Here is a 24,976-nt window from a genome sequence, read left to right as displayed (position 1 = left end):
CGATGCCGCCACAGTTCCCCCTCGAGCGAGCTAGCGGGCGCGGACGAGGGCGGTGCCGGTGGCGCGGTCGTGCATGCCGCGGCCGTCGCCGTCGGTGAAGAGGGCGGGGACCACGAAGACGAGCAGGATCTGACGGACCAGGGCGCGGACGAAGCCGACGGGGGCGTCGGCGTCGATGCGCAGCACCCGCTCCTTCAGGAAGAACTGGCCGGGGGTGTAGCCGAAGAGGGTCACCGTGGCGACGCCGATGACGAACCACACCAGCAGCGTCGGAGTGGACAGCGAGCTGATGATGACGACCAGATCCGGCGGCGGCTGCTGCCCGGCCGGGATATCCATCTCGGCGATGAGCTTGTCCGGATTCGGGCGGAAGATGACCGCGGCCAGGCCGAGCGCCATGAACCAGTCCACCAGCAGGGCCGTGATGCGCCGCAGCATGGTGACCAGTGAGCCGACCCCTTCCTGCGGCAGTCCCAGATCCTTGCCCGGGTAGTCGCCGGGGGCGGAGCCGCCGGATTCGGCGTTCGGTCCGGACAGCCAGGAACCGGTGATACGTGCCATGCACCCAGCTTAAGGGCCCGTGCGGCGGGGATTCGCGCGGCGTGTGGCGCGAGCGTGACCGCGAGGTAACCGAAAAAGTGCTGAACCGACCGGTCCGGCGGTGAGGATTCTCACGCGTGCCCGGGTCGACGTGGTAATCCCCCTATCTTTTCAGCGTCATGCGCGGCGATTGCCGCTGTTCGATGGCAGGATGTCGGTGCTGGTCGAGCGCAGCTCAGCGCCCTGCGCGGCCGTTTGCCGAACGCCGGGACACCGACGAACCCCCGGCCAGCTGTACGTGTAACACTGGCGAAACACAGCCTTGATTGTGGGGAAACACCGCATCCATACCGTCTGGTCGCGACGAACCCATGCAATCGTGAATTGGCTGGGAACCGATCCGTAAGGAGTACTAAGTGGCGTTCAGCACGGCCGATGAGGTCATCAAGTACATCAAGGAGGAGGAGGTCGAGTACGTCGACATCCGGTTCACCGACCTCCCGGGTGTGCAGCAGCACTTCTCGATCCCTGCGAAGGCGTTCACGGCCGACCTGGCCGAAGAAGGCCTCGCGTTCGACGGCTCGTCCGTCCGCGGCTTCCAGTCGATCGACGAGTCGGACATGCTCCTGCTCCCCGACTTCAGCACCGCTCGGATCGACCCGTTCCGTGCCGCGAAGACGCTGAACCTGAACTTCTTCGTGCACGACCCGTTCACCCGTGAGGCGTACTCCCGCGACCCGCGCAACATCGCGCGCAAGGCGGAGGAGTACCTGCGGTCGACCGGTATCGCCGACACCGCGTACTTCGGTCCCGAGGCGGAGTTCTACATCTTCGACTCGATCCGCTACGACTCGGCCATGAACGGCGCCTTCTACGAGATCGAGTCGATCTCCGGTTCCTGGAACACCGGCGCGGAGTTCAACCCGGACGGCACCCTGAACCGCGGTTACAAGGTTCGCAACAAGGGCGGCTACTTCCCGGTCGCGCCGTACGACCACTACGTCGACCTGCGCGACAAGATGTCGACCGCCCTGCAGCAGGCCGGTTTCGAGCTGGAGCGCGGCCACCACGAGGTCGGCACCGCGGGCCAGGCGGAGATCAACTACCGCTTCAACACCCTGCTCGGCGCGGCCGATGACCTGATGCTGTTCAAGTACATCATCAAGAACACCGCGTGGCAGGAGAACAAGACCGTCACCTTCATGCCGAAGCCCCTCTTCGGCGACAACGGCTCGGGCATGCACGTGCACCAGTCGCTGTGGAAGGACGGCAAGCCGCTGTTCCACGACGAGGCCGGTTACGGTGGCCTGTCGGATCTGGCGCGCTGGTACATCGGCGGCATCCTGCACCACGCCCCGTCGCTGCTGGCGTTCACCAACCCGACCATCAACTCCTACCACCGTCTGGTGCCGGGCTACGAGGCCCCCATCAACCTGGTGTACTCGCAGCGCAACCGCTCCGCCGCGGTCCGCATCCCGGTCACGGGCAACAACCCGAAGGCCAAGCGCATCGAGTTCCGCGCCCCCGACTCCTCGGGCAACCCGTACCTGGCCTTCTCCGCCATGCTGATGGCCGGCCTGGACGGCATCAAGAAGAAGATCGAGCCGATGGCCCCGGTCGACAAGGACCTCTACGAGCTCCCGCCGGAGGAGGCCAAGAACATCCCCCAGGCCCCCACCAGCCTGGCCTCGGTCATCGACCGCCTCGAAGCCGACCACGACTACCTCACCGAGGGTGGCGTCTTCACCGAGGACCTGATCGAAACCTGGATCACCCTCAAGCGCGAGAACGAGATCGCCCCGGTCAACCTGCGCCCGCACCCGTACGAGTTCGAGCTGTACTACGACGTGTAAGTCGTTGTAGCGCAACTGATCTCGGGAGCCCCATCCGCTTCGGCGGGTGGGGCTTCGGGCGTTTCAGTGGCCGATGGGGTGGTCGCCGGCTTCCACCAAGCCGCTTTCGTAGGCGAAGACGACTATCTGGGTGCGGTCGCGTAGGCCCAGTTTGGTGAGGATGCTCGAGACGTGGGATTTGACGGTGGCGGGGCCGATGAAGAGTTGGTTCGCTATTTCGGGGTTGCTGGCGCCTCGGGCTATGGCGGTCATGACGTCGCGTTCGCGGTCGGTGAGGCGGGCCAGGCGGGCGGTGATGGTGGTGTCGGTGGTGAGGCGGCGGGCGAAGCGGCCGATCAGGCGGCGGGTGATGGAGGGGGCGAGGAGGGCGCCGCCGTCGGCTACGGTGCGGACGGCGGCGGCGAGTTGGTCGGCGGGCATGTCCTTGAGGACGAAGGCGCTGGCGCCGGCGCGGAGGGCGCGGTAGACGTAGTCGTCGGGGTCGAAGGTGGTGAGAATGAGGACGCGGACCTCCCAGTCGGCCTCGGCCAGCAGGCGGGAGGTGGCCTCCAGGCCGTCCATCTCGGGCATGCGGATATCCATGAGGACGATATCGGGGCGATGGCGGTGCGCGGCCTCGATGGCCGCCAAGCCGGTGCCCGCCTCGCCCACCACCTCGATGTCGTCGTGCATGCGCAGCACCATGGTGAAGCCGCTGCGCACCAGGGCCTGATCGTCGACGACGAGGACGCGGATGGTCATGCGGGGTCCTTCGAAGTTGCCGAGCGGTGGGTGTCGGCCCCGGTGGGGAGCCGGGCGGCCACCCGGAAACCGCCGCCGGGGCGGGGCTTCGCGTCGAGACTGCCCCCCAACAGTAGTGCGCGCTCGCGCATCCCGACGATGCCGTGCCCCGGGACGGCCGCGTCGGTACGGGCGGCGGCACCGCGGCCGTCGTCGAGCACTTCCAGCGTGATCTCACCCCCGGAGTTCGCAGCACGCAGGCGGATGTCGGCGTGGGTGCCGGGGCCGCTGTGCTTGAGCACATTGGTCAGCGCCTCCTGAACGATGCGGAAGGCCGACAGTTCCACACGTGCCGCCAGCGGAGTCCGGAACTCGTCGATATCCGCCGTGACGTCCAGGCCCGCCCGGCGGACCTGGACGATCAGGCGCGGCAGATCGGCCAGACCGGGCTGCGGCCCCATATCGTCGTTGTCCACGTCGGGCCGCAGCACACCCAGCAGATGCCGCAGTTCGTCCAGGGCTTCGCGGCCCGCCTCCTCCACCGCGGCCATGGCCTGGCGGGCGGCCTCGGGGTCGACGGCCGCCACCGCCTTGGCCGCGCCCGCCTGCACCGTCATCATGCTGACCCGGTGGGCGACCACATCGTGCAGCTCCCGGGCGATGCGGGTGCGCTCCTCGGTGAGCACGCGCAGATGCGCCGCGGCCCGCTCCCGGCGCGCCTGTTCGGCGCGCTGACCGCGCAACCGGATCCGGCGACCGATGTACCAGGCCAATTCCATCACCACGACACCGGCGAAGATGTCGCCGAACGCGAAGCCGTCGAGGATCACCAGCGCGATCGCACCCGCCGCACCGAGGTAGGACCAGCGGCCGTCGCGGGCGTAGCGGCCGACGGAGTACAGGGCGACGATGGCGATGCCACCCAGGCCCGAATATCCGCTGCCGACCGTCACCGCCCAGGCGAGCAGGGCCGCCCCGAGCACCGGCAGCGGGTGGCGGCGACGCAGATACAGTGCCGCGCTCGCCACCGCGAACAGAACCAGGACGACGACCGGGACCGACGACATCGGCCGCAGCACGAGCGTGTCGCCCGGCCCGTCGGCCACATGGACGGCCAGGACGAACAGCGCGGCGGCGAGTACCGCGTCCGCGGTGCGCGGCCAGCGGCGAAACGGTCCGCGAAAGCCGCGGGTGGGGGCGCTGTCGCCGTCCATCACGACGCCGGTCGTCCGATGGGGTGGCGGAACCGGCCGGGTGCGTCCCGGTGCGAACTGTCGGTGGACATCACGCAACGGTAGGTCAGCCGCCCGTAGCCGGTAACCCACCACGGGCTACCCGCGCCTCCGCCTGACGGGGGATCCTCCCCGCCTCGGCAACCCCTCCTGCGACGGAACGGAAACCTCCCGGCGGCGGGCGACCCGCACCGCCGCCGACCACGACGATGAAACCCGCTGGCCGACAAGGGAGTCGGGATCATGAACCATCATCGCCGAGGAGCACACCACCATGGACGCAATCACCCGCCGTATCGGTGACGCCAGCGCCAGGAGACCGTGGGCGGCGGGCGCCGCCTGGCTGGCCGCCGTCGCCCTCGTGCTGACCGCCGCGGGCACGCTCGGCGGTTCGCTCGTCGACGACTTCGTCGCCCCCGGCAGCCAGAGTGAACGGGCCATGGATCTGCTCGCGGAACGGTTCCCGGAGGCGGCGGGCGGCAGCGCGCTGGCGGTGTTCGCGGTGCCCGAGGGGCAGCGGCTCACCGAGCACCGGTCGCTCATCCAGGATGCGGTCGATCGCATGGACGAGGCGGAACACGTTGTGGCCGTGGCCGACCCGTTCACGGCGGGCACGGTGTCGGCGGACGGACGGATCGGATACGCGCAGCTCACCTTCGACCTGCCCGCGACCGACCTCGCCCCGGAGTCATTGGCACCGCTGAACACCGTCCTGGAGCGGGTGCGCGCATCCGGCGTCACCGCGGAACTGGGCGGTGACGCCGCGTTCATCAATGCCGAAACCCCCACCTCGGGAGCCGAGGCGGTCGGCGTGCTGGTGGCGCTGCTGGTCCTGGTCGTCGCCTTCGGCACGCTGGTGGCGGCGCTGGTGCCGATCGTGCTCGCCCTGGTGGCGGTGGCCGTCGGACTGGGCGGTATCGCGGTACTGGCCGCCACCATGGACGTGTCCACCGCCGCACCGACCATCGGCGCGATGATCGGTTTGGGTGTCGGCATCGACTACTCGCTGTTCATCGTGGCGCGTTACCGGGAGAACCGGGCCGCGGGACAACCCGATGCGCACGCGCTGTCGAACGCCATGGGCGCGTCGGGTTCGGCCGTGCTGTTCGCCGGCGGCACCATCATGCTCGCCATGGTGGCGCTGGTGTTGACCGGCGTCGGCTTCCTGATCTCGGTGGGACTCGCCACCTCGCTGGTGGTGCTGGTCGCGGTGACCACCGCACTCACCCTGCTGCCCGCGCTGCTGACACTGCTCGGCGACCGCATCGACACCGGGCGGGTACCGCGACGCGCCCGGACCCGCGTTCTCGAGCAGTCGGCGTGGTGGCGGGTCGCGCACCGGGTGGCGGGACGCCCCTGGCCGTATCTCCTCGTCGCCACGGCGGTGCTGGTCACCCTGGCCGCCCCGGCCCTGCACATGCGCACCGGATTCCCCGATGCCGGTGACGATGTCACCGCCACCAGCCACCGCCGCGCCTACGACCTGCTGGCCGAGGGTTTCGGCCCCGGCGTGAACGGACCGCTGCTGCTGGTGGTCGATCAGCGCGACCGGGCCGCCGATATCGCGGGGCTGGCCGAGCGGGTCGCCGCCGATCCGGGCATCGCCTCGGTGGGTGGCGCACGCACCTCGTCCGACGGTGACACGGTGATCCTGCCCGCCGTGCCCACCACCGCGCCCGCGGACCCCGCCACCTCGAAAACCCTGGAGCGCCTGCGTGATCTGGCCCCCGACAATGTGGCGGTCTCCGGGATGACCGCCATGACCGACGATCTCACCACCCGGCTGAACGAGGTCCTGCCGGTCTTCCTCGCCGCCATCCTGATCTCGTCGTTCCTCCTGCTGCTGATCGTCTTTCGTTCCGTGGCGATACCGCTGAAGGCGGCCGTGATGAATCTGCTGTCGATCGGCGGCGCGTACGGCATCGTGGTGGCGGTCTTCCAATGGGGTTGGGGCGCGGGCCTGCTCGGCCTGGACCGCACCTACCTGATCGCCTCCCCCATGCCGACCATGTTCTTCGCCATCCTGTTCGGCCTGTCGATGGACTACGAGGTGTTCCTGCTGTCCCGGATCCGCGAGGAGTACGACCGCACCCGTGACAACACCGAATCGGTGGCCCGGGGCATGGCGGGCACCGGGCGCGTCATCACCTCGGCTGCGCTCATCATGACCGCCGTGTTCGCCAGTTTCATCGCCAATCCGTCGCCGCTGGTCAAGATGATGGGGCTGGGTCTCGCGGCGGCCATCGTGCTGGACGCCACCGTCGTCCGCCTCGTCCTGGTCCCCGCCACCATGACGCTGCTCGGCCGGGCGAACTGGTGGCTACCGGACTGGCTGGACCGCCTCCTCCCCCGCCTGCGCACGGAGGCCCGACCCGCCCCGCGACCGGGCGTGGCGGTACCGGCCGCATATGATCCGCTACCTCGGCAAGCCGACGGGTGGTGACGTCGGTCGTCATCTCCTCGGTCGTGCGGCGACTCACCGTCCGGACGGCGGCGGTCGATATTGCCCGGAGGCCCGGGCACTGGTATCACTATTCCTAGTCCGCATATGACGGCTGGTAGCTATTGAAATGTCAACGGAGAGACTCTTTTTCGCGCCGTTGTCCAGGCTCGATCCCGGTGGGCGGGGTAGGTGTCCCAGTCGGCGGAAATGTCCGGGCGAAGTCGATATCGGAATGGGCACCGGATCTACGTTCGCGGCCATGAAAAATAGTTTCACAGGGCGGCTTCGCCTTTCACTCATCGGTATGACCACGGCCGCGGCGGCCGTGCTGGGACTCGGGGCGACGCTGGTGGCTCCCGCGGCCGTCGCGGAACCCGCGTTGGCGACGGCGACCCGGATCGAGTTGCAGGGGGCGGTGAATGTTCGGGACATCGGCGGATATTGGACCTATGACGGGTCGAAGACCAAGTCGGGGAAGGTGATTCGATCCGATGCGCTCGGAAAGCTGACCGATGCCGATGTGGCGAAATTGGGGACGCTGAATCTGAAGCAGGTGATCGATTTGCGGACCCCCGCCGAGGTGCAGGGGCTGGGAGCCGACCGGCTGCCGCCTGGAGTGCCGCTGGTGGCGCGGCCGATCGACGACACCGGCTTGTTCGTGAAGATGTTCGAGGCGATCAGTTCGCGGGATCCGGTGAAACAGGAGGAATTACTCGGCGGCGGCAAGGCCGAGCAGATCATGGGTGATGTGTACCGCAGCTTCTTCAGCGCGGATTCGCTGGCCAAGTTCGGGCAGACGGTCAAAGATCTCGCCGCGACCGACAAGGCGACGCTCGTGCACTGCACGGCGGGCAAGGACCGCACCGGCTGGCTGACCTACGTCACGCTGCGCGCCGTGGGCGTACCGGAATCGCTCGCCCGCAAGGACTACCTGCTGTCCAACCAGTACCGCGCCGCCTCCGACGCCGCCCTGCGGGAGCAACTGAAACAGGCCGGAGTGATGGAGAATCCGGACCTGCTGATCCCCCTGCAGGAGGTGCGCGACGCGTACCTGGACATCGCGTTGCAGACCATGGAGCAGAAGTACGGGGACTTCGGGAAATTCCTGACCAACGGTCTCGGACTGGATCCGATGACCATCGTGAAACTGCGGAAGAACCTCGTCGACTGACGAATCCGTGACCGTTGCCCTCCCGTGCGCCGCGCGGGAGGGCCTATCCGCCGCCGCGCCGCGCCATCGAACCGAGCACGCTCAGATCGAGATCCCCCGACGCCTCGGTCCAGCCGGTGGCCCGCAATTCCTCCGGTGAGCCGACCCCGAGCGCGTCGTGCAGACCGATGGCGACCGAGCGGGCCAAATCGACCAGCGCACTGTGCGGGATCGGCCAGAGTAGGCTGCGTCGCCAGTTTTCGATCTCGCGCTGCAACACCGGCGCATTCCAGCCGAGATCGGACAACCGCTGTGCCGCGTCATCCGAAATCGGTTCCGTCAGGTAGTAATTGCCGGTCAGTTCGGCGGACAGTTTGATGTCGAACTGCTGGAATTGCACATAGCGATTTCCGGGCGCGGCGATGATGAGGGTTGCACGGGACGGCAATTCGGCCAAACAGCGGACCAGTGCTTGGACGAATCCGTCCCATTCCGTTGTCACAACCTGCTCGCTCTGCCCCCGTATGCCCATCGTGGCCGATCATACGCCGTCAGGTCGTCTGGGTCACCGCGCTGACGAGGAAATCCACACCACGGAACCGCCTCTCCCACACCGAAATGCGCGCAGCGGCGCAAATGTGTCAGCGGTGGGACCCATGGCCGGCGGACCACGCACGCGGATATCGCACCCGGATATGGTTGCCACCCGATCGAGATGATGAGAAGATTCAGTAGTAACTCTCTCAGGCTGTCAGGGTGGTGGCACCCAGCAGCCCGTGATCAAAGGAGATCACCATGACCGCCGCCGTGGCCCCCGTCGACTCCGCGACCCCGAGAGCACACCCGCAGCGCCGCCCGTTCGGCCCCGGCACCCGCATGTGGGACGAGGTCGGCCTCATCACCTTCTCGTTCACCGCCGGGTCGGCCTTCCTGCTGCAAACCATGGAACCCACCATCTCCGCGGTGGTGGACGAACACTCCACCTTCCGCACCGACCCCATGGGCCGCGCCGTCCGCAGCATCGCCTCGGTGATGATGTGGGTCTACGGCGGCGACGAGGCCCTGGCCGAGGCCGACCGGCTGCGTGAACTGCACGCCGGACTGAACACCGAGAAGGAGGGCGTCCGCTACACCGCGCTGTCCTCCGGCCCCTGGGCCTGGGTGCTGCACACCGGCATCTTCGCCTTCACCGAAGGCAACCGGTATTTCTCCCGCACCCCGCTCACCGAGACCGACAAGGAACAGTACTACCAGGAAACCGTGCAGCTCATGCGCAACTTCATGGTGGCGCCCAAGGAGATCCCGGCCTCCTACCGGGAGTGGGAGCCCTGGTTCGAGGACATGGTCGAGAACCACCTCGTCCCCACCCGGACCGCGCACGACTATCTGCGCGTCATCCGGTCCGTCGCGCCGCCCACCTGGCTGCCCGCACCCCTGCGCCCGGTGTGGCGGGCCGCCGTCGCACCGGTGGGGCGGTTGCAGTACTTCTTCACCGTCGGCACCACCCCGGAGGTGGTGCGCCGCAAGCTCGACCTGGAATGGACCGAGAAGGACGAACGTGCCCTGCGGCGGCTGGGCTGGATTCTGGGCCGCACCGTTCCGCTACTGCCCGAACGCGTCCGCTACTTCCCCATCGCCTACGAGGCGCGCCGCCTCGAACGCGACCGCGCCCGCCTGCGCAAGGTGATCGACTTCCGCCCGCTCTGATCTTCCGGCCCCCGCTCGCCGGGGGTCGTGTTACACCCCCGGTTCCTGGGGCTGGACGGACGCCCAGGCAGACTCGATAGTCCTATGGTGCGATCGGGATTCGTGAGGTGGCGGGTGGCGGCCGTGGTTGCGGCCACGCTCGGAATGGTGTTCGGGGTGGTGCTGCCCATGCGGGCGGCGGCGGAACCGCCGTATCAGCATCGGCAGGAGTTCATCACCGCGTCCGACGGCACCCGGCTGCACGCGGACATCCTGCGGCCGGTCGGCGTGGCCGACGACGTGCGGACGCCGGTGATCATGACGGTGAGTCCGTATCGGGCACATCTGGCGTATCTGAGCCAGCCGCGGCTCGGCGGCGGGGTCTCCACCAAGGACCTCAGCGTGGAGATGTTCCTCGCCGCCGGATACACCTATGTCATCGTGGACCTGCGCGGCTTCGGCGGCTCCAACGGCTGCCCGGACTTCGGCGGACCGAACGAACGCTCCGATGTGAAGACGGCGGTGGAGTGGGCGGCCGGGCAGCCGTGGTCCACCGGGCGGGTGGGCCTGACCGGCATCTCCTACGAGGCGTGGACCGGCATCATGGGCCTCGCCGCCCAGCCCGCCGGATTGGCGGCCGTCGCGGCCTTCGCACCGGTGGTGGACCCGTACTCCTACCTCTACATGCAGGGCATCGCCTGGAAGTTCTCCGGCAAGCCGGTGACCGAATCCGGGGTGCGGCCGGGCGATCTGGCGGGCTTGGAGCATGTGCTCATCGCATCCACACCGGGCCACTGGGCGGATTCGGCGGAATACCGCGCGAATGCGTCGAACATCGACCCGGGCTGCTTCCAGCGGTATCTGAGCGAGACCGGCGATCACGATCCCGGCACCGCGTTCTGGCGCGAGCGCGACCTGGTGGAACAGGTGCGCGGCAACACCATTCCGTTGTTCCTGGGGCAGGGATTCGTCGACTACAACACCCGCGCGCACCGGGTGTTCGAGCTGTGGGACGCACTCGGTCCGGGCGAGCACAAGGCGTGGTTCGGACAGTGGGGGCATCGCAACTGCTTCGAGAAATGCGGGACGCCGTTCTTCGGCGACGAGCTGCTGGCCTTCTTCGACCGGCATGTGGCGCAGCGGGACGTGACGGTCCCCGGACCGCGCGTGACCGTCGGCCAATTCGACGGACGGTGGCGCGGCGAGCAGACCTGGCCGCCCGCCGACAGCCGCCCGGTGCGCGTGGCCGTGCGACCGGGCGCCTACACCGACCGCGGCCTGGTGCCCGGCGCCGACCGCGAGGTGTGGAGCTTCAGCCAGCCGCTCGCGCACGACCAGCACTTCTCCGGTGTCGCCACGGCCACCCTGCACCTGGACGGCCCCGCCGCGGCCACCGTGACCGTGGAGCTCTACGACGTCGCGCCCGACGGTCGGGCGACCGTCATCACCCGCGGCATCGCCCCGGTCGGCGCCACCGCGAATGTGCGCCTGCTGGCCCAGGATTGGCCGATCCCGGCCGGGCACCGCATCGGCATTCGCATCACCGATGTGATCGACGACGTGTGGGCGCATCCGCCGACCTTCGCCCGCGTCACGCTGACCGACGGGGAGGTGCGGCTGCCGCTGCTGGAGACGGTGCGCACCCCGGATATCCCCGGCGGGCTGACCGAGGGCATTCCCAAGTGGCGCGCCGAGAAGACCATCCCCCTCCCGCCCGAACTGGTGAACAATGCAACGGTGACCGTCGACTTCCCGCCCCGAGCCACCCGATGACCGCGACCGCCGCCACCGGCCCGGCCGTCGACGCGGCCACCGCCGAACGCCTGGCCGAGGCCCTGCGCTGCGTCACCATCTCCCGCGAGGACCCCGCCGAGACCGACGACAGCCAATTCGTCCGGCTCGCGGCGCATCTGGAGCGCAGCTTCCCGCTGGTGCACGAGCGGCTGGAGTTGGAGACCTTCGGCCACAGCCGGTTGTACACGTGGGCGGGGACCGAGGAGGACACGGCGGACTCCGCCGATCGCCCGCCCGCGGCGGCCATTCTGCTGGCGCATCTGGACGTGGTGCCCGTCGACGACGAGGCGGGGTGGACGCATCCGCCCTTCGCGGGCGTCGTGGACGACGAATTCATCTGGGGCCGTGGGGCCATCGACGACAAGAGCCGGGCCGTGGCGCTGCTGGAGGCGGTGGAGGCGGCATTGGCCGCGGGGGTGCGGCCGCGCCGGACGGTGTATCTGGCGCTCGGGCACGACGAGGAGGTGTTCGGCGACGGCGGGGCCGTGCGGATGGCGCGACGGCTGCGGGAACTCGGGGTGCGGGCGGACCTGCTGCTCGACGAGGGCGGAGTGATCACCCACGGTGTCGCCGACGGGGTGGACCGGCCGGTGGCCACCATCATGGTGGGCGAGAAGGGCTATGCGACGGTGCGGCTGTCGGTGTGGGCGGTGGGCGGGCACTCGTCCATGCCGGGACGGCGCACCGCGGTGGGCCGGTTGGCGCGTGCGGTGGCGCGGGTGCAGGAGCATCCGTTTCCGCTGCGCATGACGCCGGTGACGGCCGATATGCTGGCCCGTATCCGGATGTTCATGTCCGAACCGCGGCGCACCGCACTCGGCCTGAGCCGGGTGGCCGGTCCCGCCATCCTGCGGGTGCTGGCGCTGCGCCCGCAGACCGAGGCCATGGTGCGCACCACCACCGCGCCCACCGTCATCCACGGCGGCGTGAAGGCCAATGTGCTGCCGCAGCGCGCCGAGGCGCTGGTGAATTTCCGTATCCTGCCGGGTGATTCGGTGGATGCGGTACTCGCGCACTGCCGTCGGGTGATCAAGGATCGCGAGGTGGCGGTCGAGCTGGTCGGCATGTCCTCCGAACCGTCCCCGGCCCGCTCCCCCGGCCCGTGGTTCGAGACCATCGCGGAGCTGGCGCGCGCGGTGGTGCCCGGGATCGCGGTGACCTCCGGGCTGGTGCCCGGCGCGACCGACTCCCGCCATTACGACGATCTCGCCGAGACCCGCTGCAATTTCGCGCCGATCGTGCTCACCGCCGCGGATCTGGAGCGGATTCACGGCACCGACGAGCGGCTCTCGCGCGAGAACTACGGCCGCCTGCTCGAATTCAACCGCCGACTCGTCGAACACCTGGCCCGCTGATCCGCCGCCGGTCGCGGCGCAGTGGGAGAATGGCCCGGCACCCAAGCCCGGATTGTCGCGTTATGCGACCGAGGAGGAGCGATGACCACAACCGAGACCGGCGAATTCGACGGCAAGGGCGGCCGGATCTTCTGGCGAGCGTGGCTGCCCGATACCGAACCGCGTGCGGTCGCGGTGATCGTGCACGGCATCGCCGAGCATTCGGGACGCTACGAACACGTCGGTCAGCGTCTCGCCGACGCCGGTATCGCGGCCTACGCCCTGGACCACATCGGGCACGGGCAGTCCGCGGGCGGCAAGGCCAATATCGAATCGATGGAGAATACGGCCGACAATGTGGAGACCATGCTCGGGCTCGCCACCGAGCGGCATCCGGAGCTGTCGCGCTTCGTGATCGGCCACAGCATGGGCGGGCTCATCACCTCCTACCTGGCCACCCGCGCACCCCTGGACGTGACCGGCATCGTGCTGTCGGCGGCGGCCATCGAGATCGAGGCCGGGAACCCGATCCAGCGCATGCTGGGTCCGCTGGTCTCCCGATTCGCCCCGAATCTCGGGGTACTGAAACTGGATTCGACGCTCATCAGCCGTGATCCCGCGGTGGTGCACGCGTACGACACCGATCCGCTGGTGTACACCGGGCCGGTCGTGGCGCGCACCGGAGCGGAAATGCTGGAGGCCACCGTCCGGGTGAAGGAACGCCTGTCGGTGCTCACCGCGCCGCTGCTGGTGCTCCAGGGCACCGCCGACGGCCTGGTCGCGCCCACGAGCGCCGATGTGCTCGAAAAAGGCGTCGGCTCAGAGGATCTCACCGTCATCCGGTACGAGGGCCTCTACCACGAGGTGTTCAACGAGCCGGAGCAGGACAAGGTGCTCGGCGATCTGCTCGAGTGGTTGGAGGCGCGCCTGTAGCCGGGCGCGCGGAGTTCACAACCGTAGTCGGGCGATCACGGCGCGGTGGTCGGAACCGGGCACGGCCAGCGTGCGCACATCCTCGGCCTGGCCCTCGGCGACCAGCACCCGGTCGATGCCGATGACCGGGCCCCAGGACGGCTCCTCCGGCCAACTGGTGAGCCTGCCCGCACCCGCCAATTCGGCGGCGTCGGCGAAGCGGCCGGTCAGCAACTGCCGATACGCGTAGTGGTCGAAGGTGGCGTTGAAATCCGCGCCGACGATGGCGGGACCGGATGTGGCGGCGAGCAGTTCTCGAATGCGGTCCATCTCGTCGACCCAGGCCGCGAAGTTCAGCGGCGGCGGCACGGGATGGAACTGGAAGACCGTCACGGGACCGCGCTGCGGATGCAGCATGGTGGCGCGCAGGTTGGCCAGTTCGAAACCCGCCAGGGTGACGCCGTCCTGGAGCGGGTGGCGGCTGAAGATGCCGCCGCCCGCGCCGCCGCCCAGCGGGGCGAGGTACCGGTACGGCAGTTCGGCGTCCAGACCCGCCGCCTCCAGGCGCAGCAGCATCTCCGGGGTGAGTTCCTCGAGGGTCAGCAGTTCGATGTCGTTGTCGCGCACCGACCGCACCACCGCGTCGGCGTCCGCCTCGCCGAAGTACAGGTTGGACTGCATGACCGGAATCTCGACGGCGAAACTCGCCTTGCCGTCCGGCACGAACAGGGTGAGCTGGCTGAACAGCGCGGCCGCCACCACCGCACCGGCCACCAGTGCGCTGCGCCAGCCGCGGGCCAGCAGCAGCAACACCGCGCCCACCAGCGCGCCGAGCATGAGGTAGGGCGCGAAGGAGGCGGCGAGCACGATCTCCCGCTGCGACCACGGTGCGTAGTGCAGCGCGACCCCGGCGACCCCGACCAGGAGAGCCAGCCAGCCCAGCACCAGCAGCACCCGACTCCCCCAGCGCCGCACCGGTGACGGCCGCGGCACCACGACCGTATCCGCCACCGCGGTCCCCGCACTGCCCGAATACCCGGTGAACTCTTGTTTCCGCACCATGTGACACCTCCCCTTCGGCGACCACCCTACGGGAACGGCACCTGTCCGCGTCCGGGCGGCAGCGTCGGGATCGGGGCACGGCGGCGCGAATCCGTCGGTGGGGTCTGCGACCATCGGCACATGCGCGAACAGGTCGTCCCCATCCTCCGCGTCGCCGATGCGGCGACCGCGGTCCGCTGGTACGAGCGGCTCGGATTCACCCAGCGGTGGGAGCACCGTTTCGAACCCGGCCTCCCGGCCTTCGTCGAGGTGGCGCGGGGCGATATGCGGTTGTTCCTGTCCGAGCACACCGGCGACGCCCGGCCGGATACGCTCGTCTACCTCTCGGTGCGCGATGTGGACGCCGTGGCCGCGGAATTCGGGATGGCGGTCGAGGACGCGCCGTGGGCGCGGGAGATCGAACTGAGGGATCCCGACGGCAATCGACTACGGATCGGCACACCCGGCGACTGACACCCGGGGCACGTGTTCTCGGGCACCGCGCGTTGGGCTGGGCGCAGGACCCGGACTCCGAGTGGCGGCCACGATAATTCACGTGCCCGATCGGGTCGGCGCGGATACGATCCGAACGTCTCGTGGAGTAGATCAGTGGCAGATCACCCGGCTTCTCACCGGGCGGGCGCGGGTTCGAATCCCGCCTCCACGTCTGTAGCGCCCTGGTGTAGCTCAGTGGCAGAGCGCCCGGCTCGGGACCGGGAAGGCGCGGGTTCGAATCCTGCCGCCAGGTCTGGTCTTTCGGTTCAGCATGTGGGGAGATTCGGTGTCCGATCAGTCATTTCGAGACGGTCCGGCGCAGTACGCGATCGGGCAGTTGGCGCGCGCCGCCGCGGCGGCCGCACGCGCCGCCGAGGGCGTGGATCGGGACCGGGCACGTGAACGCATGCGGCGCTGGCGCGATGTGCTGGACGGCATGGCGGACGGTTCGCTGCGGGTCGGGGATCGCACGCCGGTCTCGGGGCTGCCCGCGTGGGTGACGCTCGAGGTTGCCCACGGCGGCTTCGCGACCGGGCGGGCACTGGCCGAACAGCCGCTCGGTGCGGCCGAATCCGCACTGCTCACGCGACTGCCCCGGGATGTGCCCGGTGGTACCGATCGGGAGCGGTTGAACCGCTGGTATCTCGGAGATGCCGGGCAGGCCGAACTGCTCGCCGCCCTGCGGTCCGGGCAGTATCGGATCGAGGTGCCCGAGGATGCCGCGCTGCCCGTGGTGGCGCTGCTGCTGGAGCGCGGGTTCGCCGCGGAGGCCCTGGATCTGGTGGCGGAGCTGTCACCGCTGCTGGATCGACTGCGGTTCGTACCGCCCTTCGATCCGGCGGCGCGACCCGCGGGTACGGCGGTACGGGTGGCCTCGGTCGGCGAGGTGCGCGGCGCGTTGCGCGCCGTGCGGACACCGGAGCCGCTGACCGCCATGCGCACCACCCTGGAGGTGTGGAATCCGCTGTACGACCGACTGGTAGCGCTGTGGTGCGAGACGGTGGCGGGTGAGCTGCCCACTCTCGATGAGACGGGCGCGGTGCGCGGCGGCTGGCCGTGCCGCCGACTCCCCGCGGACTGGGCGGCCGAGCGTGACCGCTGGCTGGCCGATGTGGCCGTCGCGCAGCGGGATTACGGCCTGAGCGGGCGGCACGCCCAGCCCAAGGGCAATTTCGCGCGCCTGCACGACGCGCTGCTCAGCTGCCCCGATGGCAGCGCGAATCTCACTGCCCGCCAGGTCGGGTGGATTCGCCGTGCCATCGCCAACACGGTCACCCGGCACGGTGCGCCGGGCAGCGCCGCACGCGCCCGGGTGCGCGCAGCCCAAAGGGATTCCATTGCGGCACCGCTGCATACGACGTTCGCGGCGCTGCTCACCGCGCGGCTGCGGCACTATCCGGCCGAGGGCGGCATCCCCGACCTCGCCCCGGTATCGGCTCCGGTATCCGATGACGACCGCTGCGATATCCCCTCCGGCACAGCCATTCCCCGGCATCTGCTGGACAAGGCGGCCCGCGCCCTGGAGGCGTCGGCCGACGAGCTGATCCGGCGCGGCGTCATCGGCTCCGGCGATATGCTGGCGCGGGTCCTGCCGCAGCTCACCTCGCGGCTGCTGGCCGCCGATTTCGCCGACCCGGCCGCCGCGAACCTGTACGAGCAGCTCTACACCGCCTTCCGGCGCCGCCGCGGCCTGCTGCTGCTGAACCTGCAGGGACAGGTGCGCTTCGAAGAACTGCCCTGGGTCGCCGCGATGGCGGCACTGCGTGGTGCTGCGGATACGGCCGGAATCGAGGACGCCGCGAGCGGAGTCGGAGAATTCGGCGCGATCGGGGCCGATATCGCGGCGACGGAGCCCGCGACATCGCGCCGCGCACAGCATCGAGGCGACGCGACACGGCACAGTGCGCTGGCGGCCCGGCGGTTGCTCGGGCAGATGACGCTGCTGACACTCGACGCGTTTCCGTATGCCCTGCTGCCGAATCCGCTGGTGCGGGAGTTCGGTGCGCTCGCGCGGCAGGCGGAGCTGGACTCGCCGCTGGTCGAGGAGGTGGCAGCGGATATCTTCATGGGCACCTTTACCACCAAGTGGCTCGATGCCGCAGTGGTGGCCGCGCGCACCCTGGAAGGCACGCTGTACCAGGCGTATTACGATCTGCCCTCGCCCAGGGACTGGATCGGGCACGCCGATACGACGCAGCGGTGGGGCCGGGCCACGGCCGCGGGATTCACCGAACTGTGCACGCGCCGGGCGGGCGAGGCGGGATGCGACGGCGGGTATGTCGCGCGCAACGGGGCGATTCTGGAGCAGAGCCAGATCCTCACCACCCACAACCTCGCGGTCCTCGTCGACGCGCTCGAATTGACCGCTCGCGTACGGGATTCCGCACCGGAACTCGCCCGCGACACCTTCACCTGGGTGGTGCGCCAGCTCAGCCGACCCGCGCCGAACCGGCATGCGGAGCTCATCACGGTGAAGAACGCCGCCTACGCCTGGCGTCAGGGCGTGTACCTGCTCGCCGCGTGCGACCGCGAAACCCAGCGGACCCAGGTGCTGCGCCTGATAGACGACGCGGGCGACACCCCGCTCGCGCCCGCCATCACGGGCCTGGGCCATATCGTCGAGGGCGGCCGCTTCACCCGCCAGGGCTGGGTACCCGACGGCTCCGGCCGCCGCTTCCTCGGCTGGACGGCACGACGGCACTGGCTCTTCGGCGGACCGTAGCTCCGGTGGGTACAGCTGCGGCGTGCCGTGGCGAATCGCCGGGGACATACCCGCGACCGGAACCCGGCGAGCGCTGTGCGCGTCCAATCCGTACACGACACTCGTGAACGGAGGCCGCCGATGGACCCGGAATCGCTGCATGCCGGTACCGCCGCCCGCCGCGCCCAGCGGGGTGCGGAGCGCGAGCAGCAACGCGTCTCGCACGCTGGCGTCGATCCCGACTACATCTGGCGGATGGAGCGGTTCACCGAGCTGACCCACGCCGAGATCCACGCGCGGGTGCGGGAGATGGACCCCGCCGCCATGCACGAGAGCGCCGACACCTGGGTCGGGATCGCCGACAGTCTGAGCGGAGCCGCGACGGGACTGCACATGACGGCGCAGTCCGCGCTCGCCGAGGCGTTGCGCGGGCAGATCGCCGAGGCCGCGGAGGCGGCGGCGCGGGCCTTCGTGGCGGAGGCGATGGATGTCGCGGAGGTCGCGCGCAATGCCGGGCACCGCATCACAGCCGCCGCGTATGGGGCCGAGGCGGTGCGGAGAACCGTGCCACCACCGCCCGATTCCGTCGCACCGCAGACAGATTCCGGCGCACCGACGGCCGGTGGCGGTGCGACAACGGCCTTCCCGACCGGAGCGAGCACTGTGGACCCGGCGGCGGAGCGATTCGCGGCGGAGCAGTACCAGCTCGCCCTGGCGGCATTGGAAGCGAACTACGTGCCGATCTACCCTCCGGCCGGGTCCGGCGTACCTGCCTTCGAGCCCACCCGATCACCGCTCGACAGCATCGAATCTGGTTCCGCGACAGCACTTCCCACCACAACCGTGTCCGGCGACCCATTCTCGGCCGCAGACCGCACCAATGCGACCGGGCACGGTACCCGATCCGACGAAGCACAGGACCGCGAGAATCGGTCACTCTCCGCACCCACTGAACCGACTGCCGCGGTGGGGAATTCGCCTGCCCCCGGCGACCCGAAACAGCCGTCGCATACCGACCCGAGCAGGTCCGAGCCATCGCCCCACGCCAGCCCGCACGACGCGCCGCTCACCGACCCGGTGATCGCACCGTCCGGCATGACGCCAGATCCGACGCCGCATTCCCGGGCGACCCCGAACCCGACAACAGCACCGCCCTACTCATCGACACCCGGCCCGACGGCACTGCCGGGCGCACCGGGAACACTTGCCTCTCCCCCGGCACCGAGCGACCCCGGCCGCAGCGCCCCCGGCCAACCGACCGCCCGAACCGCCCGTATGCCAACATCTTCCGACATCCCACCGCGTCATGGCGCGTCCTGGCTCCCCGGCATGTACCCGCCCATGGCGGCGGGCGGCAGCGGCCAGGACGCACCCCGCACCATCCCCGCCTGGCTCGTCTGGAACCGCGAACGAGAACTCCTCGGCGACCCGCCGCCGTGCGGACACGAGGTCATCGGCGCGAACATCCCCGCCGCCCGACCGTGCGCCGAGCCGGAATGAGCGGACAGGCCGGACCCACAACCCGGTCCGATAGCCGTAGCCACGCCGCAGCGTGTATCAGCGCGACATTGTCTCCGTCTCGCCTGGCACGAATCCACGCCATCGCGGCGGCGCCGCTGATGCTGGCGACCGGGCTCACTGCGTGACGCCGCCGCTCATTCCCGTCGCCGCAACCAATTGATCGGGTCACCATCATCGAGTTCGGTTGCACCGCCCCCGATTTCAGTGCGCAGCCAATGCCGCACCAGATACCGCCGGTGTGCCGAATAGCCGAGTACATGCGCGATCACGCTGCCGAGCACGAAACTCTCCGGCGGATCGCAGAGCGCGTCGATGAGCGTGTCCTCCCATCCGCCGCGCCGGTCGATCTCGCGCACGGTGTCGAGCCAGCGCACCGCGACCCGCTCGTGCCGGTCCACCAGTTCCGGTAGGTCGTTGCCGCGTGGGCCGGGCATATCCTCGCCGTCGATGGCGGCGAGCCAGCATTCCTTGGTCTCGACCAGATGGTCGAGTACCTCGGCGATGGAGGCTTCGGGGCCTCGGAAGGCTTCCACGGTCAGTCCGGGCATTCGTGCCCGCCGATACTGTTCCTCGGTGAGTTGCCCTGCCGCGGTGAGCAATTCGCGAGCGTCCTCGATGTCGTGGTGCAGCAGCAGCGTCGTCGGATCCATCTCGGACCGTCCCTTCGGCGCGTTCTCCACCCACAGCGACATGGGCGGATGGAAGTGGATGCCATTGGCCGCGGGCAGCCAGCGGCGCCGTTTCTCCGCGGTGGTGGCGCTGGGCGGGTGGCCGAAGGCGCGGCTGTATGCCCGGCTGAAGCCCTCCACCGAGTCGTATCCGGCCGCGAACGCCACCTCGGTCACCGATTCCCCGGTGGACAGCGCCCATGCCGCACGCTCCAGCAGCACCCGCCGTTTGAGGGCGACCGGCGATTCGCCGGTGCCGCGGGAGAACTGCCGGGTGAAGTGGAAGGGCGAGGCGTACGCGCCCGCCGCCATCTCCTCCAGTGTGGTGTTGTCCTCGTCCAGGACGGCGTCGAGCAGTTCCCGCAGTCGGTCTCGTCCGTTCTTGGGCACATCAGCAGTCTGCCAAGCCGGTGGCCGCCCGCGCTTGACCGTTCTTGCGCAGGTCGCGCGGAATCAGCCGCCGAAGACCCGCTCGACCACCGTCTTCGCCCGGCGCGTCACCCGCATGTAATGGTCCAGGAACTCACTGCCGTCGTCATTGGGCCATCCGGCGACGATCGCGATGGCCGACAGCAACCGTCCGGGACCGGGCAGCTGATCGGCGGGTTTGCCGCGCACCAGCACCAGGGCGTTGCGGGCCCGGGTGGCGGTGAGCCAGGCGTCGCGCAGCAGCGCCGCGTCGGCGGGGTCGATGAGTTCGGCGGCCTCGATGGCCTCCAGCGATTGCAGCGTCGAGGTGTTGTGCAGATCGGGCACCTCGTGCGCGTGCTGGAGTTGCAGCAGTTGCACGGTCCATTCGACGTCGGCGAGTCCGCCGCGGCCGAGTTTGGTGTGGGTGGCCGGGTTCGCGCCGCGCGGCAGCCGCTCGGCATCCACCCGGGCCTTGATGCGACGGATCTCGCGCACCCCGTCCGGGGACATGCCGCCGCTCGGATAGCGGATCGGGTCGACCGTGCGCAGGAACCGTTCGCCCAGCGTCGGATCGCCCGCCACGAAGCGGGCCCGCAGCAGCGCCTGCACCTCCCAGGACTGCGCCCACTGCCGGTAGTAGGCGGCATAGGCGGCCAGGCTGCGCACCAGCGCGCCATTGCGGCCCTCGGGGCGCAGCCCGGCGTCCACCTGGAGCGGCGGATCGGTGCTGGGCGCACCGAGCAGGCGCTGCACCTGTTCGGCGATGCCGATGGACCATTTCACGGCGACGGTCTCGTCCTCGCCGGGACGCGGGTCGCACACGAACAGCACATCGGCGTCGGAGCCGTAGCCCAACTCCAGACCGCCCAGCCGACCCATGCCGATAACGGCCATGGCGGCGGGCGCGGGTTTGCCGCGTTCCACCTCGCTGGCGCGGATGACCGCCTGCAACGCCGCCTCCAGGGTGGCGATCCACACCGAGGACAGCGCCTCGCAGACCTGCGGCACCTCCAGCATGCCCAGCACATCCGCCGAGGCGACGCGGGCCAGTTCGCGACGGCGCAGCGACCGGGCCGTGGCCACCGCCCGTTTGGGTTCGTCGTAGCGCGCCGCGCCCGCGAGGATGCCGCGCGCCACCTCGGCGGGCTGGGTGGCCAGCAGCAGCGGCCCGTTCGGGCCGTCGGCGTACATGCGGATGGTTTCCGGCGCGTTGATGAGCAGATCGGGCAGATAGGCCGAGGAGCCGAGCACGATCATGAGCCGCTGCGCGATGGCGCCCTCGTCGCGCAGTTCGCGCAGGAACCAGATCTCGCTGTCCAGCCCCTCCGAGACGCGGCGGTAGGCCAGCAGACCGGCGTCGGGATTCGGTGTGTCCCCGAGCCATTCGAGCAGCGTCGGCAGCAGCAGCGCCTGAATGCGGCCCTTGCGGCCGATCTCGCCGGTGAGGGCCTTGAGGTGGCCGAGCGCGTTCTCCGGGGCCGCGTAGCCGAGCGCGGCCAGCTGCCGCACGGCCGCCGCGGGGCTCAGCCGCAGCGCGGCGGCGTCGAGCCGCGCCACCGATTCCAGCAGTGGCCGGTAGAAGAGTTTGGCGTGCAGCCGCCGCACCCGCACGGTATTGCGTTTGATCTCGCTGCGCAGCACGCCCACGGCGTCCTGGCGGCCGTCGGGGCGCATGTGCGCGGCCCGCGCCAGCCAGCGCATGCCCTCCTCGTCGTCGGCGGCGGGCAGGGTGTGGGTGCGCTTGAGCCGCTGCAATTGCAGGCGGTGTTCGAGCAGTCGCAGGAATTCGTAGGAGGCGGTCAGATTCGCGGCGTCGTCGCGGCCGACGTAACCGCCCGCCGCCAGCGCGGTGAGCGATTCCACGGTGCCCTGCACGTGCAAGGATTCATCGGCCTTGCCGTGCACCAGTTGCAGCAGCTGCACCGCGAATTCGACATCGCGCAGCGAACCGTGCCCGAGTTTGAGTTCGCGCTCGCGCATATCGGCGGGCACCAGATCTTCGACGCGGCGGCGCATGGCCTGCACGTCGGCGACGAAGTCGGTGCGTTCCGAGGCCGTCCACACCATGGGCATGAGCGCGTCGCGGTACTGCTCGCCGAGTTCGAGATCGCCGGTGGCGGGCCGCATCTTGAGCAGGGCCTGGAATTCCCAGGTGCGCGCCCAGCGCTTGTAGTAGGCGATATGCGATTCCAGGGTGCGCACCAGCGCACCGGCCTTGCCCTCGGGGCGCAGCGCGGCGTCGACCTCGAAGAAGGCCGCGCCGCCGACGCTCATCATCTCCGCGGCCAGCCGGGTGGCGGTGGTGTCGGCGGGTTCGGCCACGAACACCACGTCCACGTCGGAGACGTAGTTCAGTTCGCGCGCACCGCATTTGCCCATGGCGATGACGGCCAGCCGCACCGGCACCGGCCGATCGGGGCACACCCGGGCCACCGCCACCGCGAGCGCGGCGGTGAGGGCGGCGTCGGCGAGGTCGGTGAGATGCCAGCCCACCTGCTGGTACGGCAGAACCGGTTCGTTCTCGACGGTGGCGGCCAGATCCACGGCCGCCAGCAGCATGAGCTGATCGCGATACCGCTTGCGCAGCAGGGCGACCGCCTCCGGTCCGGAGATCTTGGCGCGGTACAGCATCGGACCCGCCTGCGGACCGTCCTCGGGCTCCGCGGCGACGGCGTCGAGCAGTTCGGCGAGGATCTCCTCACGCCCGGGCAGATCGCGGCGGCGCAGCAGCTGCCACCCGCCCGGATCGGCCACCAGATGATCGGCGAAGGCGCTCGACGACCCGATCAGCGCGAACAGCCGACCGCGCAGCGAGGTATCGGTGCGCAGTTCGGAATCCAGTGCGGCCCAGTCATTTCCGAGCGCCTCCCGCAGGCGCATGAGCGTGAGCAACGCCAGGTCCGCATCGGGGGAACGCGACAGCGCCCACAGCAGCGGAACGCTGTCGACATTGTCCCATGCCAACTCCCGGAGGTTGTTGGCTGCCGACGGCTCGAGCAATCCGAGCCGTCCGACACCGGGGACCGCGGAACGGGCAGTCGGTGGCCGGACCATGCTCCCAAATTACCTGTCAGGCGGGGCGATCGCCGTAACGTTCCCCGCTCGGTTGTCGGACGCCGGGCTGGCTACAGCCCCAGGTACTCCTGCAGTTCGAACGGCGTCACCTGGGACCGGTAGTCGGCCCACTCGCGACGCTTGTTGCGCAGGAAGAAGTCGAAGACGTGCTCGCCCAGCGCCTCGGCGACCAGTTCGGACTTCTCCATGTTCTTCAGCGCCTCGTCCAGGCTGCCCGGCAGTTCGCGGAAGCCCATGGCGCGCCGCTCCGCCGACGTCAGCGACCACACGTCGTCCTCGGCCTCCGGCGGCAGCGTGTAGCCCTTCTCGATACCGCGCAGACCGGCGGCCAGCAGCACCGCGAAGGTCAGGTACGGGTTGCACGCGCTGTCGGGGCTGCGGATCTCGACGCGGCGCGAGGACGACTTGTTCGGCGTGTACATCGGCACGCGGACCAGCGCCGAGCGGTTGGAACGGCCCCACGACGCCGCGGTCGGGGCCTCGCCGCCGTGGATGAGGCGCTTGTAGGAGTTGACCCACTGGTTGGTGACGGCGCTGATCTCGTGGGCGTGCTCGAGAATGCCCGCGATGAAGGCGCGCGCGGTCTCCGACAGGTTGATCGGGTCGTCGGGATCGGCGAAGGCGTTCTGCTCACCCTCGAACAGCGACATGTGGGTGTGCATGGCCGAACCCGGGTGCGCGGCGAACGGCTTGGGCATGAACGTGGCGCGCACGTTCTCGTCGATCGCCACTTCCTTGATCAGGTAGCGGAAGGTCATCACATTGTCGGCCATGGACAGCGCGTCCGCGTAGCGCAGGTCGATCTCCTGCTGGCCGGGTGCGCCCTCGTGGTGGGAGAACTCCACGGAGATGCCCATGGACTCCAGCGCGTCGATGGCGTGGCGGCGGAAGTTCGGGGCCTCGTCGTGCACGGCCTGGTCGAAGAAGCCGCCGTTGTCGACCGGCACCGGCGAGGAGCCGTCGTAGGGGCCGGGCTTGATCAGGAAGAATTCGATCTCCGGGTGCACGTAGCAGCTGAAGCCCATATCCCCGGCCTTGTTCAGCTGGCGGCGCAGCACGTGGCGCGGATCGGCCCAGGACGGCGAGCCGTCGGGCATGGCGATATCGCAGAACATGCGCGCGGAGTGCTGATGCCCCTTGGAGGTGGACCACGGCAGCACTTGGAAGGTGGACGGGTCCGGCTTGGCCACCATGTCCGCCTCGGAGACGCGGGCAAACCCTTCGATGGCCGAACCGTCGAAGCCGATGCCCTCTTCGAAGGCGCCCTCGAGTTCGGCGGGAGCGATCGCCACCGACTTGAGATAGCCCAGGACATCGGTGAACCAGAGCCGTACGAAGCGGATGTCCCGCTCTTCGAGCGTCCGCAGCACGAATTCCTTCTGGCGATCCATGCTCGCGAG

Annotated in this window: 18 protein-coding genes and 2 tRNA genes; 12 read left to right on the top strand and 8 right to left on the bottom strand. The window is 69.6% G+C overall.

Annotation, left to right across the window (positions count from 1 at the left end):
• Positions 1-30: 30 nt before the first annotated feature.
• Positions 31-561 carry an RDD family protein gene (locus tag ON31_RS09960; RefSeq protein ID WP_039811866.1) on the bottom strand — a complete coding sequence of 177 codons (531 nt, stop codon included), beginning with the start codon at positions 559-561 and terminating at the stop codon, positions 31-33.
• 395 nt (positions 562-956) lie between these two features.
• Here ON31_RS09960 and glnA point away from each other — a divergent pair, with 395 nt between their 5' ends.
• The gene (glnA, locus tag ON31_RS09955) at positions 957-2,393 is read left to right on the top strand and encodes a type I glutamate--ammonia ligase (protein WP_039811864.1); all 1,437 of its coding nucleotides are present in this window, start codon (positions 957-959) and stop codon (positions 2,391-2,393) included.
• A 63-nt stretch (positions 2,394-2,456) separates the two neighbouring features.
• Here glnA and ON31_RS09950 read toward each other — a convergent pair whose 3' ends face one another.
• On the bottom strand, positions 2,457-3,134 hold the full coding sequence (locus tag ON31_RS09950; protein WP_039811861.1) for a response regulator: 678 nt from the start codon (positions 3,132-3,134) through the stop codon (positions 2,457-2,459).
• Positions 3,131-4,327: a sensor histidine kinase gene (locus ON31_RS09945; protein WP_051037050.1), complete on the bottom strand. Its 1,197-nt coding sequence runs from the start codon at positions 4,325-4,327 to the stop codon at positions 3,131-3,133. Before ON31_RS09945 ends, ON31_RS09950 begins: the two co-directional genes overlap by 4 nt.
• A 292-nt stretch (positions 4,328-4,619) precedes the next feature.
• On the opposite strand from ON31_RS09945, the gene ON31_RS09940 reads away from it, so the two are divergent.
• Positions 4,620-6,788, top strand: a complete 2,169-nt coding sequence (locus ON31_RS09940; RefSeq protein WP_051037049.1) for an MMPL family transporter — start codon at positions 4,620-4,622, stop codon at positions 6,786-6,788.
• Positions 6,789-7,092: 304 nt separating this feature from the next.
• Positions 7,093-7,959 (top strand): tyrosine-protein phosphatase, encoded by an 867-nt coding sequence (locus tag ON31_RS09935; protein WP_039811859.1) that lies wholly within the window; start codon positions 7,093-7,095, stop codon positions 7,957-7,959.
• Between the two features lie 43 nt (positions 7,960-8,002).
• On the opposite strand, the gene ON31_RS09930 is transcribed toward ON31_RS09935, so the two are convergent.
• Entirely contained in the window at positions 8,003-8,470 is a 468-nt protein-coding gene (locus ON31_RS09930) for a TY-Chap domain-containing protein (protein WP_039811855.1), read from the bottom strand.
• 263 nt (positions 8,471-8,733) lie between these two features.
• On the opposite strand from ON31_RS09930, the gene ON31_RS09925 reads away from it, so the two are divergent.
• The 4 genes from ON31_RS09925 to ON31_RS09910 all read left to right on the top strand — a co-directional run bounded on the left by ON31_RS09925 (position 8,734) and on the right by ON31_RS09910 (position 13,685).
• Positions 8,734-9,645 (top strand): oxygenase MpaB family protein, encoded by a 912-nt coding sequence (locus ON31_RS09925; protein WP_039811853.1) that lies wholly within the window; start codon positions 8,734-8,736, stop codon positions 9,643-9,645.
• Positions 9,646-9,759: 114 nt separating this feature from the next.
• Positions 9,760-11,397, top strand: a complete 1,638-nt coding sequence (locus ON31_RS09920) for a CocE/NonD family hydrolase (RefSeq protein WP_039811952.1) — start codon at positions 9,760-9,762, stop codon at positions 11,395-11,397.
• On the top strand, positions 11,394-12,773 hold the full coding sequence (locus tag ON31_RS09915; protein ID WP_039811850.1) for a M20/M25/M40 family metallo-hydrolase: 1,380 nt from the start codon (positions 11,394-11,396) through the stop codon (positions 12,771-12,773). The genes ON31_RS09920 and ON31_RS09915 overlap by 4 nt, the downstream gene beginning before the upstream one ends.
• An 81-nt stretch (positions 12,774-12,854) precedes the next feature.
• Positions 12,855-13,685, top strand: a complete 831-nt coding sequence (locus ON31_RS09910; RefSeq protein WP_039811848.1) for an alpha/beta hydrolase — start codon at positions 12,855-12,857, stop codon at positions 13,683-13,685.
• 15 nt (positions 13,686-13,700) lie between these two features.
• On the opposite strand, the gene ON31_RS09905 is transcribed toward ON31_RS09910, so the two are convergent.
• Positions 13,701-14,726: an endonuclease/exonuclease/phosphatase family protein gene (locus ON31_RS09905; protein ID WP_169335005.1), complete on the bottom strand. Its 1,026-nt coding sequence runs from the start codon at positions 14,724-14,726 to the stop codon at positions 13,701-13,703.
• Between the two features lie 120 nt (positions 14,727-14,846).
• Between ON31_RS09905 and ON31_RS09900 the strand changes: the two genes are divergently transcribed.
• The 5 genes from ON31_RS09900 to ON31_RS09880 all read left to right on the top strand — a co-directional run bounded on the left by ON31_RS09900 (position 14,847) and on the right by ON31_RS09880 (position 19,401).
• On the top strand, positions 14,847-15,179 hold the full coding sequence (locus tag ON31_RS09900; protein WP_039811845.1) for a glyoxalase superfamily protein: 333 nt from the start codon (positions 14,847-14,849) through the stop codon (positions 15,177-15,179).
• A 121-nt stretch (positions 15,180-15,300) separates the two neighbouring features.
• Positions 15,301-15,372 (top strand) — tRNA-Arg (locus ON31_RS09895).
• Positions 15,373-15,381: 9 nt separating this feature from the next.
• Positions 15,382-15,453: transfer RNA gene (locus ON31_RS09890), tRNA-Pro, on the top strand.
• Between the two features lie 33 nt (positions 15,454-15,486).
• The gene (locus ON31_RS09885) at positions 15,487-17,922 is read left to right on the top strand and encodes a hypothetical protein (RefSeq protein WP_039811947.1); all 2,436 of its coding nucleotides are present in this window, start codon (positions 15,487-15,489) and stop codon (positions 17,920-17,922) included.
• Between the two features lie 120 nt (positions 17,923-18,042).
• Positions 18,043-19,401: a hypothetical protein gene (locus tag ON31_RS09880; RefSeq protein WP_039811841.1), complete on the top strand. Its 1,359-nt coding sequence runs from the start codon at positions 18,043-18,045 to the stop codon at positions 19,399-19,401.
• Positions 19,402-19,556: 155 nt separating this feature from the next.
• Here ON31_RS09880 and ON31_RS09875 read toward each other — a convergent pair whose 3' ends face one another.
• The 3 genes from ON31_RS09875 to ON31_RS09865 all read right to left on the bottom strand — a co-directional run bounded on the left by ON31_RS09875 (position 19,557) and on the right by ON31_RS09865 (position 24,967).
• Positions 19,557-20,480, bottom strand: a complete 924-nt coding sequence (locus ON31_RS09875; protein WP_039811839.1) for a helix-turn-helix domain-containing protein — start codon at positions 20,478-20,480, stop codon at positions 19,557-19,559.
• Between the two features lie 63 nt (positions 20,481-20,543).
• Entirely contained in the window at positions 20,544-23,555 is a 3,012-nt protein-coding gene (locus ON31_RS09870) for a bifunctional [glutamine synthetase] adenylyltransferase/[glutamine synthetase]-adenylyl-L-tyrosine phosphorylase (RefSeq protein WP_039811837.1), read from the bottom strand.
• A gap of 71 nt (positions 23,556-23,626) precedes the next feature.
• Positions 23,627-24,967, bottom strand: a complete 1,341-nt coding sequence (locus ON31_RS09865) for a glutamine synthetase family protein (RefSeq protein WP_029932578.1) — start codon at positions 24,965-24,967, stop codon at positions 23,627-23,629.
• Positions 24,968-24,976 lie beyond the last annotated feature (9 nt).

It is taken from the genome of Nocardia otitidiscaviarum NBRC 14405 (assembly GCF_000308635.1).
In the GTDB taxonomy this organism is placed as follows: Bacteria; Actinomycetota; Actinomycetes; order Mycobacteriales; family Mycobacteriaceae; genus Nocardia; species Nocardia otitidiscaviarum.
The sequence above is the reverse complement of the archived record's forward strand: the minus strand, read 5'-3'. Positions and strand labels throughout refer to the sequence as shown.

What these genes read in the sequence shown, in the direction of transcription:
- ON31_RS09925 (WP_039811853.1), top strand. Translation starts at nt 8,734, where the DNA reads ATGACCGCCGCCGTGGCCCCCGTCGACTCCGCGACCCCGAGAGCACAC.
- ON31_RS09945 (WP_051037050.1), bottom strand. Translation starts at nt 4,327, where the DNA reads ATGGACGGCGACAGCGCCCCCACCCGCGGCTTTCGCGGACCGTTTCGC.
- ON31_RS09865 (WP_029932578.1), bottom strand. Translation starts at nt 24,967, where the DNA reads ATGGATCGCCAGAAGGAATTCGTGCTGCGGACGCTCGAAGAGCGGGAC.
- ON31_RS09950 (WP_039811861.1), bottom strand. Translation starts at nt 3,134, where the DNA reads ATGACCATCCGCGTCCTCGTCGTCGACGATCAGGCCCTGGTGCGCAGC.
- ON31_RS09910 (WP_039811848.1), top strand. Translation starts at nt 12,855, where the DNA reads ATGACCACAACCGAGACCGGCGAATTCGACGGCAAGGGCGGCCGGATC.
- ON31_RS09870 (WP_039811837.1), bottom strand. Translation starts at nt 23,555, where the DNA reads ATGGTCCGGCCACCGACTGCCCGTTCCGCGGTCCCCGGTGTCGGACGG.
- ON31_RS09915 (WP_039811850.1), top strand. Translation starts at nt 11,394, where the DNA reads ATGACCGCGACCGCCGCCACCGGCCCGGCCGTCGACGCGGCCACCGCC.
- ON31_RS09930 (WP_039811855.1), bottom strand. Translation starts at nt 8,470, where the DNA reads ATGGGCATACGGGGGCAGAGCGAGCAGGTTGTGACAACGGAATGGGAC.
- ON31_RS09900 (WP_039811845.1), top strand. Translation starts at nt 14,847, where the DNA reads ATGCGCGAACAGGTCGTCCCCATCCTCCGCGTCGCCGATGCGGCGACC.
- ON31_RS09905 (WP_169335005.1), bottom strand. Translation starts at nt 14,726, where the DNA reads ATGGTGCGGAAACAAGAGTTCACCGGGTATTCGGGCAGTGCGGGGACC.
- ON31_RS09935 (WP_039811859.1), top strand. Translation starts at nt 7,093, where the DNA reads ATGACCACGGCCGCGGCGGCCGTGCTGGGACTCGGGGCGACGCTGGTG.
- ON31_RS09880 (WP_039811841.1), top strand. Translation starts at nt 18,043, where the DNA reads ATGGACCCGGAATCGCTGCATGCCGGTACCGCCGCCCGCCGCGCCCAG.
- ON31_RS09960 (WP_039811866.1), bottom strand. Translation starts at nt 561, where the DNA reads ATGGCACGTATCACCGGTTCCTGGCTGTCCGGACCGAACGCCGAATCC.
- ON31_RS09940 (WP_051037049.1), top strand. Translation starts at nt 4,620, where the DNA reads ATGGACGCAATCACCCGCCGTATCGGTGACGCCAGCGCCAGGAGACCG.